Origin of the sequence: Micromonospora pattaloongensis (assembly GCF_900107255.1) — a bacterium.
In the GTDB taxonomy this organism is placed as follows: domain Bacteria; phylum Actinomycetota; class Actinomycetes; order Mycobacteriales; family Micromonosporaceae; genus Micromonospora_I; species Micromonospora_I pattaloongensis.
Genome location: NZ_FNPH01000007.1, coordinates 1 through 15,701, shown reverse-complemented (window position 1 = coordinate 15,701; position 15,701 = coordinate 1). Strand labels below are relative to the sequence as shown.

General features: G+C 65.9%; 9 protein-coding genes and 1 pseudogene. 6 read left to right on the top strand and 4 right to left on the bottom strand.

Annotation, left to right across the window (positions count from 1 at the left end; translation table 11 throughout):
- Nucleotides 1-303: 303 nt before the first annotated feature.
- On the top strand, nucleotides 304-4,728 hold the full coding sequence (pglW, locus tag BLW47_RS17975) for a BREX system serine/threonine kinase PglW (protein WP_091558900.1): 4,425 nt from the start codon (nucleotides 304-306) through the stop codon (nucleotides 4,726-4,728).
- Between the two features lie 61 nt (nucleotides 4,729-4,789).
- Here pglW and BLW47_RS17970 read toward each other — a convergent pair whose 3' ends face one another.
- The 3 genes from BLW47_RS17970 to BLW47_RS17960 all read right to left on the bottom strand — a co-directional run bounded on the left by BLW47_RS17970 (nucleotide 4,790) and on the right by BLW47_RS17960 (nucleotide 8,872).
- On the bottom strand, nucleotides 4,790-5,179 hold the full coding sequence (locus BLW47_RS17970) for a protein NO VEIN domain-containing protein (RefSeq protein ID WP_139307349.1): 390 nt from the start codon (nucleotides 5,177-5,179) through the stop codon (nucleotides 4,790-4,792).
- Nucleotides 5,180-5,909: 730 nt separating this feature from the next.
- On the bottom strand, nucleotides 5,910-7,286 hold the full coding sequence (locus BLW47_RS17965) for an ATP-binding protein (protein ID WP_175543692.1): 1,377 nt from the start codon (nucleotides 7,284-7,286) through the stop codon (nucleotides 5,910-5,912).
- A complete protein-coding gene (locus tag BLW47_RS17960; RefSeq protein ID WP_175543691.1) occupies nucleotides 7,283-8,872 on the bottom strand; it encodes an ATP-binding protein in 1,590 nt (529 codons plus the stop codon). Before BLW47_RS17960 ends, BLW47_RS17965 begins: the two co-directional genes overlap by 4 nt.
- 940 nt (nucleotides 8,873-9,812) lie before the next feature.
- Between BLW47_RS17960 and BLW47_RS26075 the strand changes: the two are divergent.
- A pseudogene (locus BLW47_RS26075) lies at nucleotides 9,813-9,939 on the top strand (transposase); the annotation flags it as partial.
- A 202-nt stretch (nucleotides 9,940-10,141) separates the two neighbouring features.
- Here the strand turns inward: BLW47_RS26075 and BLW47_RS17950 are convergent.
- Complete coding sequence (locus BLW47_RS17950) at nucleotides 10,142-10,432, bottom strand: DivIVA domain-containing protein (protein WP_245736725.1); 291 nt, start codon at nucleotides 10,430-10,432, stop codon at nucleotides 10,142-10,144.
- Between the two features lie 313 nt (nucleotides 10,433-10,745).
- Here BLW47_RS17950 and BLW47_RS17945 point away from each other — a divergent pair, with 313 nt between their 5' ends.
- The 4 genes from BLW47_RS17945 (at nucleotide 10,746) to BLW47_RS17930 (ending at nucleotide 15,631) form a co-directional block, all read left to right on the top strand.
- Complete coding sequence (locus BLW47_RS17945; RefSeq protein WP_091558877.1) at nucleotides 10,746-10,985, top strand: winged helix-turn-helix domain-containing protein; 240 nt, start codon at nucleotides 10,746-10,748, stop codon at nucleotides 10,983-10,985.
- Between the two features lie 72 nt (nucleotides 10,986-11,057).
- Nucleotides 11,058-14,639 (top strand): BREX-2 system adenine-specific DNA-methyltransferase PglX, encoded by a 3,582-nt coding sequence (pglX, locus tag BLW47_RS17940; RefSeq protein ID WP_091558872.1) that lies wholly within the window; start codon nucleotides 11,058-11,060, stop codon nucleotides 14,637-14,639.
- Nucleotides 14,640-15,068: 429 nt separating this feature from the next.
- Complete coding sequence (locus BLW47_RS17935; protein ID WP_091558864.1) at nucleotides 15,069-15,362, top strand: hypothetical protein; 294 nt, start codon at nucleotides 15,069-15,071, stop codon at nucleotides 15,360-15,362.
- Nucleotides 15,359-15,631, top strand: coding sequence for a hypothetical protein (locus BLW47_RS17930; RefSeq protein WP_091558858.1), 273 nt, complete (start codon nucleotides 15,359-15,361; stop codon nucleotides 15,629-15,631). Before BLW47_RS17935 ends, BLW47_RS17930 begins: the two co-directional genes overlap by 4 nt.
- Nucleotides 15,632-15,701: the final 70 nt, after the last annotated feature.

Sequence of the window (15,701 nt, the reverse complement as noted above, 5' to 3'; positions counted from 1 at the left end):
GTCGACCGCATGTCGTGGCGGCTGCGGTGTCGGACGGTAAGCATGGCGTTGGTGTCACAGGCTGGCCGTAGTCGAGGCCATGGCCGATGGGGCCCGGGGGATGTGGTGCGCCGGCCGAGGAACTGAGTCGCCTGCTCCGCTTGGCTGCTGACCACGCGGCCGGCTACCAGCGGTGCGCCCACTGGTCCTCGGTTGGTGCAGCGCACTCGGACGGTGGTCGAGTCGTTCGGCGTCCCGGTAGTCGCCGTGGACCGGGCGTGCCAGGCAAGTGAGTCCTGGTCAGCTGGGCTTAGGATCTTCCGCATGCAGGAAGGCCGGTGGACGACGATCACGCCGTCGCAGTTCGCGCACGAGCGCGAGGCGCTGGCGCACGTCCAGGCGCTGCTGCCGGACACTGAGCCCTACCGGGCCTGGTCGAACTTCACCTTCACCGCGCAGACCGGCCACCCGTACGAGGTCGACCTGCTGGTGGCGGGACCGGGTGGGCTCTACCTGATCGAGATCAAGAGCCTGACCGGCCGGCTGGTCTCCAGCGGCTCCAACTGGATCCTGAACGGGCCCAACAGCACGCGCACTTTCGAAAACCCGCTGCATCTGGCGGACATGAAGGCCAAGAAGCTCAAGTCCCTGCTCCAGGTCGCGGCGACTCAGCGCAAGGGCGCGTCGGTCAAAATCCCGTTCGTGCAGGCGGCGGTGTTCCTGTCCAAGCCCGGCCTGCACATCGGCCTCTCCGATTACCACCTGCACGGCATCTACGGTCCGGAGCCGGCGGCCGGTCACCAGCCGGGCCCGCTGCCGGCGATCACCTCCCTGTTGCAGCGCCCGCCGCAGGACGAGCAGCATCGGGTCACGAAGGAGATGTCCGCGTCGCTGCCGGACCTCCTCAAGGCGGTCGGCATCGCCCGCAGCCGCAAGCACTACGAGATCGGGTCGTGGCAGCTGGAGCCGCGCCCGTTCGACCTCGGCCCGACCTGGCAGGATCACGAGGCCCGGCACCGCGACCTGGAGCGGGAGCGCCGGAGGGTCCGGATCTACCTCGTCGAGCGCAACGCGGTGCAGGCCGAGCGGGCCAGCATCGAACGCGCCGCCAAGCGCGAGATGCAGGTGCTGCACGGCATCAATCACCCCGGGATCGTTCAGGTCGACTCGATGGAGTCGCACGAGGCGGGACCGGCGCTGATCTTCCGGTACGACCCCCGCTCGATCCGCCTCGACCACTACATGGCCCAGTACGGCGACCGCCTCGACGCGCTCAGCCGCCTGGCGATGATCCGCCAGCTCGCGGAGACAGTCGCGTACGCGCACCGCCGGCGGTTGCACCATCGCGCCCTGTCGGCGCGCAGCGTCCTGGTCAGCCCTGGACGGCAGCGGCGGGGTGGCAGCGAGGACGAGGCGTGGCTGACTCCTCAGCTGCAGCTCAGCGACTGGCAGGCGGCGACCCGCGGTGTCGACGGGAGCGGCGGGGGCAGCAGCGGCGACCCGGTCACTCTCTCCACGCACGCGGCCTCGCACATCGAGCGCTCCGCCGAGGCGTACCTCGCGCCGGAGCTGACCGCGCCGAAGCCGGACGCGGTCGCGATGGACGTCTTCGGCCTGGGCGCGCTGAGCTACCTGATCCTGACCGGCCAGCCGCCGGCGGCGAAGCGTGCCGAGCTGCTGACCCGGCTGGCCCGGGACAACGGGCTGCGCGCCTCCGCGATCGCCGACGGGATCACCGAGTTCGCCGACGAGCTGATCCAGGCGGCCACCGCGCCGGTGCCGACCCAGCGCCTCACTACGGTGGCCGAGTTCGTCGAGATGCTCCAGGTGGTCGAGGAGGAGCTGACCGCGCCGCCGCCGGCGTCGGTGCACCCGGAGGAGCCGGAGCCCGAGCAGGTCGACCCGCTCGAAGCGCGCGGCGGCGACCGGGTCGGCGAGTGGAAGATTGTCCGCAGCCTCGGCACCGGCTCGACCTGCCGGGCGTTCCTCGGCTTCAACGAGCGCACCCGCCGGGAGGAGGTGCTCAAGGTCGGGCTCTCCGACGAGAAGGGCGCCCGGCTCGCGCACGAGGCGAGGGTGCTCGGCCCGCTCACCGACTCGCGGGTGATCCGGCTGGCCCGGCCGGAGCCGCTGCAGATCGGCAACCGCACGGTCATCGTGCTGGAGCACGCCGGTGACCGCACCCTGGCCCGCAAGCTGCGCGACGACGGCCGGCTCACCGTCGACGAGCTGGAGACCTACAGCGACTACCTGTTCGGCGCCCTCGACTACCTGGAGGGGGAGGGCGTCTACCACCGGGACATCAAGCCCGACAACATCGCCATCCGGGTGCGCCCCAACCGCACCAAGCAGCTCGTGCTCTTCGACTTCTCCCTGGCCGGCGTCTCGGTCAAGGAGATCACCGCCGGCACCCCCCGCTACCTCGACCCGTTCCTCGGCACCGCCAATCGCCCCGGTTACGACAAGCACGCCGAGTGGTACGCCCTCGGGGTCACCCTGCACGAGATGGCCTCCGGCGAGCTGCCCGTCTGGGGTGACGGCGGCACCGAGCCGCAGCTGACCGAGGGCCCGCCGGTGCTGGCGGTCGAGGCGTTCGACCCGGCGATCCGCGACGGCCTGGTGGACTTCCTCCAGCGCGCCCTGCACCGCGACCACCGCCAGCGGTTCGCCTCGCTCAAGGACATGCGCGACGCCTGGCAGCAGGTGTTTCGCCGCTCAGACGCGAGCGCCCCGGTCGGCACCGACCACCCGGAGATCGAGGCCGACGAACCGGACGAGAAGGCCGCCGAGGCCGCCCGCGACGAGGCCGCCACCAAGGCGACCCGCGCGACCGCGCTGGAGGCCGCCGGGCTGACCCCGCGCGCGGTCTCCGCCGCCCACCGCCTCGACGCCACCACCGTCGGCGAGCTGCTCGCCGTCGCCAACAAGCTCGCCCACCTGCCCGGCCTGGGTGCCAAGACCCGCCAGGAGCTGCAGCGCCGGGTGAAGGAGTGGCGCGGCCGGCTGGGGGAGCGGGAGACCATTCCCACCACGGCCGCCGCGCGCAAGGCCGCGACGGAGGAGATCGCCTCCGAGGCCGCTGCCGGGGACGGCGACCCCGATCTGGTACGCGTCGGACTGGACGCCATCGCCACCCTGCTCGTCCCGGCCAGCCGCAATCCCAAGGACGTCGAGGCCACCCGGCTGGCGCTGCACCTGCCCGACGCCACCGGCGTACTGCCGGACCTGCCGCTGTGGCCCCAGCACCCGCAGGTGGCCAAGCGGCTCGATGTCACCCCGGCCCGGATCGCGCAGATCCTCGGCAAGCAGCGCAAGCGCTGGAACGACATCCCGGTGGTCGGCAGCGTGCGTACCCAGATCATCGAGCTGCTGCGCGACGGCGGCCGGGTGATGGGCGTCGCCGAGCTGGCCGCGGCCCTGCTGAGCAGCCGCGGCTCGGTGCGTACCGGGGATGCGTTGCGGCTCGCGGTGGCGGTCGCCGCGGTGCGGGCCGCCGTGGAGATCGACGCGCTCGCCGACGAACCGCGCCTGCTGCTGCGCCGGCATGCCCGCGCCGACATCAACGGCAAGCCACACCCGCGCGGTGACCGGCTGCTGGTGGCCCTGGAAGCGGGAGAGGACGACGCGCCGGACACTCCGGCCGCGCCAGCGCTGCTCGACTACGCCGACGCGCTCGGCAGGGCTGCCGACAAGCTCGCCGCCAGCGAGGTGCTGCCCAGCCCGGCGACGGTGCTGCGTACCCTCGCGGCGGTCACCGCGCCCGGCGGCGCGGCCGACGTCATCGACGAGCGGCGGCGCGTGCTGCTCGCCGCGGTGGCCTCGGAGCGCGCCGCTGCGACCGCGCGGCTGGAGCTCTACCCGCGCGACCTCGACCCGGTCCGCGCGCTGCGGTTGGCCCAGGCCGGCGTGGTGCCCCCGGCGGCCTCGCCGGACGGGGGTCGCGGGCTGACGCCGGAGCAGGTGACCCAGCGGGTGCGGACGCGCTTCCCCGAACTGGACCCGCTGCCCCCGCATCCGAAGCTGGACCGGCTGCTCGCCGAGGCCGGCTTCGAGCTGCGCTGGGACCGCGACCGGTACGTCCCGTTGCCGGCCCGCAACGCCTCGTCCTCCATGTCGATCATGCAGCGGCGCCCGTCGGTGACCGCCGCGCCGAGCCGGTGGACGGCCGAGTCGCCGGAGCTGGCGGCGGCGATGCGGGCCGAGGAGCGACTGACCGGCGCGCGGTCCGCCGGCGGGTTCCGGGCCCTGACGGTACGACTGTCCCGGTACGGGCTGGCGCGCGAAGAGCTGGCCCGGCGCTTCGACGCCCGACCGGTCAACGTGGCGGCCCGATTCCTCGACCACCTGCACGCCCTGGTCGACGCGCATCCCAAGCCGACCTGGGAGACGGTGGTCGGAGCGGACATCGCGCCGCCCGGCTCCCGGGGCGCCATCAAGCTGGGGGAGTACGTCGAGCGGGCGTGGCAGTTGGCCGCGCCGGAGCTGCGCGCCGAGCTGTCGGCCGACGCGGGGCCGGTGCTGCTGCACGACGCGGCGGTGCTGGCGCGCTACCGGGCGATGGACCGGCTCTACGAGCTGGCCGACGCGGCGCGGGGTGGGGCGGGGGACGTGTGGCTGCTCTGCCCGATGGAGGATCCGGCGCTGCTGCCCAAGCTGGACGGTTCGGTGGTGCGGGTGGGTGACAACGAGTGGATCGCCCTGCCGGACGCCTGGGTCGTCAACGCTCACCGCAGCGCCGTCACGGCGTAACTCCTAGGCTGAATCGCTGGCGACGTGCGATGGCGAGTACGTCAGGGCGTGGATCCAGGATTCACGCGGGTGTGTCGTAATCAGCAACGGGCCACGGGAGCGTGTAGTACCGCTGCTCCTTCGCCCGTCCTAGCAGTTTCTGGAGGCGTTCTCCCCCGAGCATCTTGAGCGTGAACTGGCTGGGATCGCCTTGACGGACGTTCTCGACCACGTAGATCCAGAAGTCGGGGTTCTGAAGGGCTTCCTCGACCTGGCGGACTTCGAGCCACAGATCGGTGCCCCTGGCTGACTTCCCGTAAGCCTTCACCTCGATCATGCGGGGTGGACTCGCCACGTCACCTGCGGATCCGGTTCCCCTCACGTCGCATGCCGTCCGTCCGGCTTCACGCTCTCTCATGATGACGTAGTCGATCGCAGCTGTCTCAATTGCTCGGTTACCTACGATCTCCATTGTTTGCTCCCACCAAGGAACCGTTGTGCAGGCACGGTACTTCGCGGTCGCCACCAGTGGAAGGACACCGAGGGGACAACCACCAGGATTCGACGTCGGAGTTAAGGGCCGTCCCCTCGTCACTCCGCTGAAAGTCTTGGAGCTGCGCACCTGTCTTTGCCCAGATCCACCGATAGCATTCCGTCATGACGACGTCGGCACGGCAGCGTGTTGCGGCTTTCTGGGACCCACGGCCATGGGACGGCCGTCGCCATCACGTTCGCCAGCGACGCCGTCGCCACCGCCGCCCGTATGGACAAACTCGGTGAGTACATGACTGAGCATGTCCTGGCGGCGTCCGGCATCTGCGTCTGCCGACGACTCGATAGTTGGTCGGCATAGCGTGCTGGGACGCAGACGTGAGGCATCGCGCCCGGAGGCAGCGTTCGCGGCAGGGCAGCTCTCGCACGTCGGCCACCATTACGACCTCGTGGTCGAAGGCGTACCGTCGCGCACCCTGTCATCGCGATGAGACCGGACGGACGCGAGACGGCGTGACGCTCAAGGAGCGCCACCCGAGGTGATGAAGTATGCACCTGTGGTGCGACCCGGCAGCCTCCAACCCCGCAACGATTTCCCTCGCTTCACTTGCTGCGTCGCGGGGTTCTAGTCGCTGATGCAATAACCTCAACCAGGTATTTGATTGTCCCTCGCCTCACAGTGTCGAGGGTTTAGTTGTTCGATCGCACATTCACGTTTCGACAGTTCTTCTAGGTAGCGTCCGAGTGCTCGCCTCGAACCGGTTGATCGATTCTATGACCTCATTAGCGAAGATTCGACATTGCGCCCGTTGGGCTTCACCGAGAACTTCGGGCCGACCGTGAGCGAGAGGTGCTCTATATTGAGCTAGCCCCGTTAGAACGCTTCTCCAGTACACTTTGTCATTCTTCTCGAAGACTTTTTGAAAGTGCTGCCATTCAGCTTGAATGATCGTCCACAAGTCACCAGGATAGGTATAGGAAAGCCAGGGAGCCTGCCGCGCAAACATCTTCTGGTCGCGTTCCATCTTTTGAAGCGCCTCGTTCCGCGCTCGCGTGATTGCCGGACTCTTTTTCGCCACCAATGCCGGCCAATCACTGCCATAAACGTCCATCATTCGGGCCTCCACCGCAGCGCGCAATCGCACTTCGGCGCGACCAAGTATGCCCCAAGGATCCAGACTCCAGGTGCGATTCCTCAACGCATCACGAAATATATCCTGGTCAGATAAGGCTGCTTCATCCGCAGAGCTGTCGCCTCGCAGGGAAAGTATCCCTAGAAGCTCCAACTCCTGCTTCTCAAGTAGCATGTCTTCAATTATTGGACCAAGCACGAATTGCGCCGCAGCGTCAACTAAATCGATTTCATTAAGGTAGTCGATCACCCGGAGAAACAACTTCGATCGTTCCAGGTCGGCAGCGCGTGCCGGATTGCGGTCCGGACGAACGGTCAGCCAGTATTTCACAAGCGCCGGATGACCTCCCGACCACTTCAGGCACTCGATCGCATCGGTCGCACTGATGCTATTGACGCCGGGCACAAAGGAGCTGACATCGTCGATAGAGACGCTTCCTAAAAATTCCGTGTAACAAACGCTGGCGAGCGTCGAAATTCCGCTAACCTTTGCCTCAATAGATTGTAGCGATCTTCGAGACAGGATGAGGGCGGTGCATGGCAATGTCTCCGGGCGGTGAACAAGCTCACGAAAAAGTAGCAAGAATTCTTGTCCATCGTCAAAATGTAGGGCGCGGTCAAATTGGTCCAGGACAAGTATGACATGACAGCCTGCCTGCTCGATTTGCAGCCGCGCGGCCTTCCAAGCTGCGTGTGTGTTCGGTGGAAGCGAGGTTCCGGCTTCGCGCCGTAGACTTTGCGAAGTCGAGGTAGCTATTTCAGAAAATAGCTCCAGCCCAGACATAACTGTCGAGAGGTCTACTCTAACAAGGCGCGCACCACCGCCATCGAGACTTGCGATGACGCGATCTGAGATCCAAGATTTTCCGGAACCGGGACTGCCGTGCACGGCAACGTTCGCTGGTGCGCTTAACAGCGCACGTACTCGCTCGGGAAGATCTTTCCGGGAAGTCAAGATGCTCTCCGCCTCAGGTAGTCGGCATACAGTAGGACGCGAATGGCAACACCCGTGTCCGTCTCGCGAATAACTCCACGCATTCGAAGATCTTCGAGCGCCTTCGTCTGCCTTGCTTCTAGTTGCAGCGCCTCAATCGAAATTGGGTTGTTCTGACTCCCAGACAGGAGTGCAATCCGACGCAGGACCTCCATTGCAAGACGTGAACCATCCTCTTCATGCTCCTGGTTTATCGCTGAGAGCAAGGAATGCGTGTTGTCGGCGCTAACCAGACAATCGAACTTATGCGGCTCGATGCAGTCATTTCCTGACAGCAGACTTTCAACTGCCTCCTCGACATCACTTTGCGTTATATTTGATCGTCGTCTTGAGTTTACGAATTCAATTATTCGGTCGCAGAGTATTTGGGTGAAGAAGGGATGGCCCTCGGTATATGTTGCGATAGTGCTCAGTGCATATCCCGTGTATCGACTAGCATTCTGTGGTGTCCGCACGGGAACGTCAGCCAAGGCCTGGGTCTCTTCCAGGCTTAGATAGTCGAGTCTCCGAGTAGCCATTACGCTAAATTCGTTGGGATAAGACTCTAGGAATCTCGGCATAGTGTCCTGTCCCACTAGCAGAGCCGAGAAGAGCCGGGCCTCCAAGATTCCCTTAAGCTGTCGCATGAAATCTCGGAGTTCGTTGTGCTCACGAGGCTCAATACCGCGACGTCGAAGAACTTCGTGCAAGTATGTGAACTCGTCCACGACGACAACGAACGGCGTCGCCGAGAATCCTGCCCGCCGCAGAACGGTTCGACCCGCTTCTCGTGCTCGTTGCAGGCTTCGAAGCGGGCGCCTCTCGATCGTTGTCGCATCCGGCCAGCGCGCGAGGAGCGGATCCGACAGTTCAGATGGCAATATGCGGTCCAACTGGACACGGAATTGATCAAGAATTTCCTCGACGAAATCGACCGTCATGCTTCTTCTGTCGATTGTCCCCATCGACAGACTCGCAACGATAGCTCCTCGTTCAGTCAACCGAAGCCTAACCTGCTCTAGGACACTCGACTTCCCGGTTCGCTGTTGCCCGTATAACGCGTAACACATACCTCCAGGGGGCTTGGCTAACTCCCTTACAAACTCATCAATCAAGGTTCTGCGGCCAAAGAACATCTCACGCTTGGAGACAGGAAGGCCGCCAGCATACGCCCGGAAGGGGTTGGCAATTTCTTGATGCTCTTCCTTTCCATGTATTTTAACGATAAGAGTTTGCCGAGGCGTTTCTAGAGTTGCGCCACCAGGTCCGATGAAAGACAGGTGCGCGTCAACCCGAACCTCAGTTCGGGATCCCTGCTTTCTATTGTCTCTCATTCTTGCAGTTAGAATGGGCGATTCGCCGGCCCGCAATTCTTCAACAACGGGAAGACTCCCGATTACCTTCAGATTCCTAAATTTATCGAGAATCAGGCGAACGTTACGCACACTCAGTGACGGTTGATCGAGCGACACCCGGACCGGAAGCTCGAATTCGTTGTCGTTGCCGCGCGTTACATTCACCGTATCTTGCGTAAGAATCCGCGGCGCGGAGCTTCCCTTTTCGGCCAAGGCCTTTGAATGTAGACGCTCTATTTCTATCAGCGTTTCAAAAATCTCGTCCAGAGCTGTCGGCAACGTTCCGGCCCGGCCCTGATGGCTTCGACCTTTCCTTACATTTCGCTCCGAATTGAAGAAGCTAGTTCGTGCATCTGAGTCCGACACCTTAGTGTCGTCTCCGCATTGGAGTAAACGAAGTAGTTTTCCGGCTACTTCGAGTACGGCCTCCGCCCGTTGGCGGTTTACTGAGGACGTGATGAAACCGAGGTCTTGCGCAAGACGAGCGGAGATAAGTTCTGTCCGCTTTACATAGTCATGTTGCAAAGCTGCAGTACGAAGCGTTTCCCGGAGTCCGCGCGCGATGTCGCCCTGGCTACGGACGCGGCCCAGCTCCTGCTGAGGAGCAGGCTCTGAGGCCTTTCCCTGCCGAGAGGTGGGCCGCTGAGACCTATGCCGGGGGGTGGGATGGTGCGCCGTGGCCGACCTAACCGCTCCGATCGGTACCCTGATTATTCGGCCATCGTCCGTCATTAGCCTAATATCGGTCTCGAGAACGTTCACCACCTCGGCTATTAAGGTGTACGACGAGCGCGTCCCGACAAGCTCTAACTTATAACGTGTGCCGACCCGCAGGTTATGGTCATCCGACGCCAAGATCACACACTTTCTCGCGAGTTCTAGCTCCAACTACTTGGGCGTCCCCGCCTATGGAAGGCCGAGCGCCCGTACCCTTGTACTCAACTCCACCAGACTTCTGGCGTCAATACCGTCATTTGCGACGTCCATCCTTGCAGTAGGTGAGTGTTTGAGAGTGGTGTCGCACGGCGTGTCCCTGGCGGCGGCGGGAACCGCGTGAAGCTGGCGGGGTGGAGCGTGAGCGGCGGTGTCCGTCGGACTTGACCGATGGGTAGTGCGAGTTGGTGGAGCCGATGTCCCGTTGATCAAGTCACCTGGGCGGATCCCGAAGCACCCGCGTCGGGCGATGGTGGATGCGATTTTGTACGTGGTGCGTAGTGTCTGCTCGTGGCGGCAGCTTCCGGTCGATTTCCCGCCCTGGCAGAGGGTGTACCGGCAGTTCCAGCAGTGGGAGAAACGCCGGGTCACCGACCGGATTCTGGAAGAGCTGCGGGAGCAGGTCTCTATCGCTGAGGGTCGCGATCCCAAGCCGTCAGGCGGTCGCAGACTGAACGACATGGAACATCAGGGCACGATCACCGGCGAACTGCACCGAGGCCCGGCCGTCGATGAACAGCAGGTCGCCGGGGGAGGGGTGCACGCCTATCAGCTGCCGTCATTGGTGTGGTACTCCTGCGGCGGTCGGCCCTCCCGGGCGTGCATGGTCTGCCAGTCCCGCAGCGCCCGCTTGAGTCGGTCGTTCTCCTGGCTGAGCATGCGTACCTGTCGGTGGAGGTCGCTCAGCTCGTCGGCCACCTGGGCCTGGAAGTCGCGTACCTGATCGGGGTCGGCACCGCGCCGACGCGGGTCGAACTCGCGGGTCCGCACCTCGTGCGGCGTCAACCGAGCCGGGCGACCGGTCCCGTAGAGCTGGCCACCTCGATACACCTGGGCCACGTCGGTCCTTTCCTGAGCATGCGGGGGCGGGGAAGGCCCTTTCGGTGGGTCTGGAAGGGCGGGCCGTCCGCACGCCGGCCGCAGGCGGCCCGCCCGCCCCGCCGCCGCAGCTCTGACCAGCGGTACGACAGCGGAGCAGTCCGGTGGGTCGGGACGGGCACGTGCACCCGCCCCGACCAGGGGGACGAGCCGAACTCGTTGCCACGCGAGGAGCGGCTCCGGGCAAACATAACCAGGGAACACAGGGAAGTCAAAGCACGTTGTTTAGTGAGTCGAGCTGTGATCGAATTCGGGTTGCCACGCGAGGAGTGACATGCCCGAATCAGCCGAATATCTGCGTATCGCCGATGACGTGATGGCCGACGTGAGGTCGGGGAAGCTGAAGCCCGGTGACCGGCTGCCGTCGATCACCGAAACGCGCGCCGACTACGGCGTCAGCTACGGGACCGTGCAGTTGGCCTACGTCCGCCTCGAAGCTCTGCGGGTGATCCGCCGGCAGCAGGGCAAGGGCGTCTTCGTCACCGACCCAAAGACCTGGATGCGGGAGCCGTAGGTAGCGACCCGACGGGCGAATCGGGCCTTACGGGTAACACCGTCACGCGAGTGGGACGACTAGAGTCGTCGCGTGATCGACCGGAAGCTGCTCTTGTCCGACCTGCAGAAGCAGGTCAAGAACCTGGAAAAGGACCTGCGGGAGCAGGCCGAATCGGTCGAGGAGGTGCGCCTCCGACTGGGTGGTGAGTACGACCACGCCTTCAAGGTCGGGCGTACCGCCGCCACCTGGGCGGCCTGGCGGGACGAGCGGGTCACCCAGGTCGCCGTCGCGTGGGTGCTCGGCACCGTGTTCGTGCGGTTCTGTGAGGACAACGGCCTGCTCCCCGACCCCTACCTGGCCGGGCCGGGGGACCGCCTGGTGCTGGCTGAGGAGGCCGAGGCGCAGTTCTTCCGCGACCGGCCCGAGGAAACCCTGCGCGGCTGGCTTGAGCAGGGCTTCGACGCCATCGCCAGCACCCAGGCCGGCAAGTCGCTGTTCGACAAGCGGCACAATCCGCTCTACCAGATCCCGCTGTCACATGACGCAGCCAAGGAACTGATCGCCTTCTGGCGCCGGCGCGGCGAGACCGGCGGCCTGGTGCACGACTTCACCGACCCGGAGTGGGACACCCGCTTCCTCGGTGACCTCTATCAGGACCTGTCCGAGGCGGCCCGCAAGACGTACGCCCTGCTCCAGACTCCAGAGTTCGTCGAGGAGTTCATCCTCGACCTGACCCTCACCCCGGCGATCGCCGAGTTTGGCCACGACGTGGTCAAGATGATCGACCCCACCTGCGGCTCGGGCCACTTCGTCCTCGGCGCCTTCCACCGGCTGCTGAAGGAGTGGGAGCAGCACGCCCCCAACCGCGGCCCCCACGAGCGGGTACGCCTCGCCCTCGACGCCGTCCACGGCGTCGACATCAACCCGTTCGCGGTCGCGATCGCCCGCTTCCGCCTCCTGGTCGCCGCCCTCCGCGCCAGCGGCGTCAAGTCCCTCGCCGACTCGGCCGGCTACGTCTTCCCGATGCACCTCGCTGTCGGCGATTCGCTGATCAAGCGGCGGCAGGCCATGCTGTTCGGCGAGGACCCGATGACGGAGTTCGCTTACGCGACCGAGGACGTGCAGGAGCACTCGGGCATCCTCAGCTCAGGCCGCTATCACGTCGTCGTGGGTAATCCGCCGTACATCACGGTGAAGGATAAGGGCCTCAACGAGGCGTATCGCGAGATGTACGACGCCTGTTCCGGTAAGTATGCCCTGTCGGTGCCATTCGCCCAGCGGTTCTTCCAGCTCGCGAGGACAGGTGACGGAGACGGTAAGGGCGCAGGGTACGTCGGGCAGATCACGGCCAACTCGTTCATGAAGCGCGAGTTCGGCAAGAAGATGATTGAGAAGTTGTTCGCGGTCGACGTCAACCTGACCCACGTCATCGACACCTCTGGCGCATACATTCCTGGCCACGGCACGCCGACGGTCATTCTGGTCGGCCGCAATACCAACCGCGGCCGGGCGGGCACGATCCGCACGGTCATGGGCATCCGCGGCGAGCCCGGCGCCCCCGGGGACCCGAGCCAGGGCCTCGTCTGGCAGGCGATCATCGGTCAGGTGCACCGGCCCGGCTCCGAGAGCGAGTGGGTCACCGCTGCCGATACGCGGCGTGCAGACCTGGCAGCCTTCCCATGGAGTCTCAGCGGAGGCGGCGCGGCTGGGCTGATGGTGGCGCTGGAAGCAGGTGACCGGACGCCACTACAGCGGAGCATCAGCGGCGCGATCGGGTTTGCTAGCTTTCCCGGCCAGGACGAGGCGTTCTTTGCGCCACCAGCCTGGTTCCGTCGTGCAGGAACAGACTCGCTGCGTCGTCCGCTGGTCACCGGCGACGTCGTCCGTGATTGGGACATCGCCCCCGAAGATCACGCGCTGGTGCCCTACGGGGTCGATCTCAAACCGGTGCCATTCGACCTCACCACCGCCTGGGGTAGGCACTTGTGGTCGCTGCGTCGAGTCCTCGGATCCACCACAGGATTCGGCGGCCAGACGCGCGCGCAGTCGGACGAGCCGTGGTGGACGTGGTACCGCTGGGTCCCCGAGCGGTACCGGACGCCGTTGTCGATCGCGTTTGCGTTTGTGGCTACGCATAACCACGTTGTGTTGGACCGGGGTGGGAAGGTCTTCAATCGTTCGGCGCCGGTGATCAAGCTGCCGGAGGGGGCGTCGAAGGACGAGCACGTGCGGCTGCTCGGCGTGCTCAACAGTTCGACCGCGTGCTTCTGGCTTAAGGAGGTCAGCCACGACAAGGGCATCCGCGGTGAAGGTGGCGGCTTCACCAGTGATGACTGGGAACGCTTCTACGAGTTCACCGGTACCAAGCTGCAGGAGTTCCCACTGCCGTCCGCGTACCCCCTCGAACTGAGCCGGGAGATCGACGGCCTGGCGCAGTCGCTCGCCACGGTGAGCCCCGCCGCGGTCGCGGCTTCTGGGATGCCGACCCGCGAACGGCTGACTGCCGCTCGTGACGAGTGGCATTCGGTCCGGGCACGGATGATCGCGTTGCAGGAGGAGTTGGACTGGCAGGTCTACTCGTTCTACGGGTTGCTGGACGAGGAGTTGACCGCCCTGGCCGGTTCGGTGCCCGAGCTGAAGCTGGGGGAGCGGGCGTTCGAGATCGTGCTCGCTCGCAAGATGGCGGCGGGTGAGGCGGAGACGCAGTGGTTCGCGCGGCACGGGTCGACGCCGATCACGGAGTTGCCGGCGTACTGGTCGGATGAGTACCGGGCGGTGGTGGAGCGGCGGATCGCGGTCATCGAGGGCAATCGCAACATCGGGTTGATCGAGCGGCCGGAGTGTAAGCGGCGGTGGGCCAGCGAGGGCTGGGACGCGATGCAGGCGAAGGCGCTGCGCGACTGGCTGCTGGACCGGTGCGAGGCGCGGGAGCTGTGGTATCAGCACGTCGACGGGCTGGAGCAGCCGCGCCCGCTGACCACCGCGCAGCTCGCCGACGAGCTGCGCCGCGACGAGGACGTGCTCACCGTCGCCGGGATCTACGCGCCCGGTCAGGATCTCGGCAAGGTGGTCGCCGACCTGGTCGCCGACGAGCATGTGCCGCACCTGGCCGCGCTGCGCTACAAGGACTCCGGGCTGAGCAAGCGGGCCGACTGGGAGCAGGTGTGGGACCTGCAGCGGCAGGAGGACTCGCTGCCCGACGAGGCGGCGAAGCGGGAGTTCCGCAAGCGGATCCCGGTGCCGCCGAAGTACACCTCGGCGGACTTCCTCAAGGGCAGCTACTGGCGGCACCGGGGCAAGCTCGACGTGCCCAAGGAGCGGTTCGTCTCGTACCCGGGTGCCAGCCGCGACGGTGACGCGTCGCTGCTGGTCGGCTGGGCCGGCTGGGACCACCGCGAGCAGGCCCAGGCCCTGGCCACCCTGATCGTGGCCCGCGAGCAGGAGGACGGCTGGGCCGCCGACCGGCTGCTTCCGCTGGTCGCGGGGCTGCGCGAGATCCTGCCCTGGGTACGCCAGTGGCACGGCGACTTCGACCCGGAGTGGGGCGCCTCGCCGGCGGACATCTACGCCGGCTTCCTCGCCGAGACCACCAACCGCCTGCACCTCACCGACGACGCCCTCACCTTCTGGCGCCCGCCCAAGGCCACCCGCGACCGGCGACCCAAGGCATAGCAGCACGGTGGACCTGTCCCCACACTGCGGCGGTCTCTTTACTCGACGGCGATGGAGGGAGCGGCATGGCGAGAGACATCCCGGCCGACTGGCGTATCAGGGAGATGCTTCCCGTCCGGGGACGACTGCAGCAGTACCGGCTCCAGTCAGGGGTGACCTTCCGTTGTGGCCGTTGCGGCCGTGACACGACCACCAAGACGGTCGCTACTCTCGACTGGGACTGGTCAGCGCCGATGTGCGACGGCTGCCACGCCACCCTGTCCACGACCAGGGGTGCCGAACCCGTCGGCCGATCGTCCCTGAGCCGTGGAAGCCGTCCGTGCCGGAGTCGCGGAAGCCACGGGCCGGGGAAACCGTCTCCGCGTCGCCCCCCCCCCCGGCAAGCCGCAAAGCCGGGCGGGTTCGCAAGGCTCACCGGGGAAGCCGCGCATGGGCTTCATCCAACTGGCCGCCATCCTCCGGGACCGTGCTGCCGGGGCGAAGCTGAACCCTGAGAAACGCCTGGCGCTCAAGGTGCTCGCGGACGACCTGATCTTTTCGGTGGCGTTGCGCTACGCCGAGCTGCTCGACGAGGGTGACGCCATCGTGGGCAGGCACAGCGGAAAAGCCGTTCCCACCCACGCCGGGGCGCTCGCTCGGCAACGTGTCGACGCCGTGCGGCGGTTTGAAGACCGCTCGGTGGCGGGGTTGGCTTCGACCGGCCGTATACCGGTGTGGCTATGAGGGGCGACCTGCCAGCGCAGCGGTCGTTCGACGCCGACGCCTACTGGGCCGGGGTGGACGAGCACGACCGCCTGTGCCGCTCGCTGGTTGCCCACCTGGCCGGTTCGGGCGTGGCAGCGGGATCCGGCCTGGCCGGGGTGAACGTCGACCTGGCGTGGCGGGACGTCGACGGACACCAGTTCATCGCCGAGGTGAAGAGCGTGGCTGCCGGCAACGAGGTCGAGCAGCTCCGGCTCGGCCTAGGTGTACTGCCCAGGGAGGTTGGTTGAGGTTGTGTGACGACACGACGTAGATAGACGTGATGACGAAGGCCTCCGGTTGTGGAGTGGAGCTGTCTAG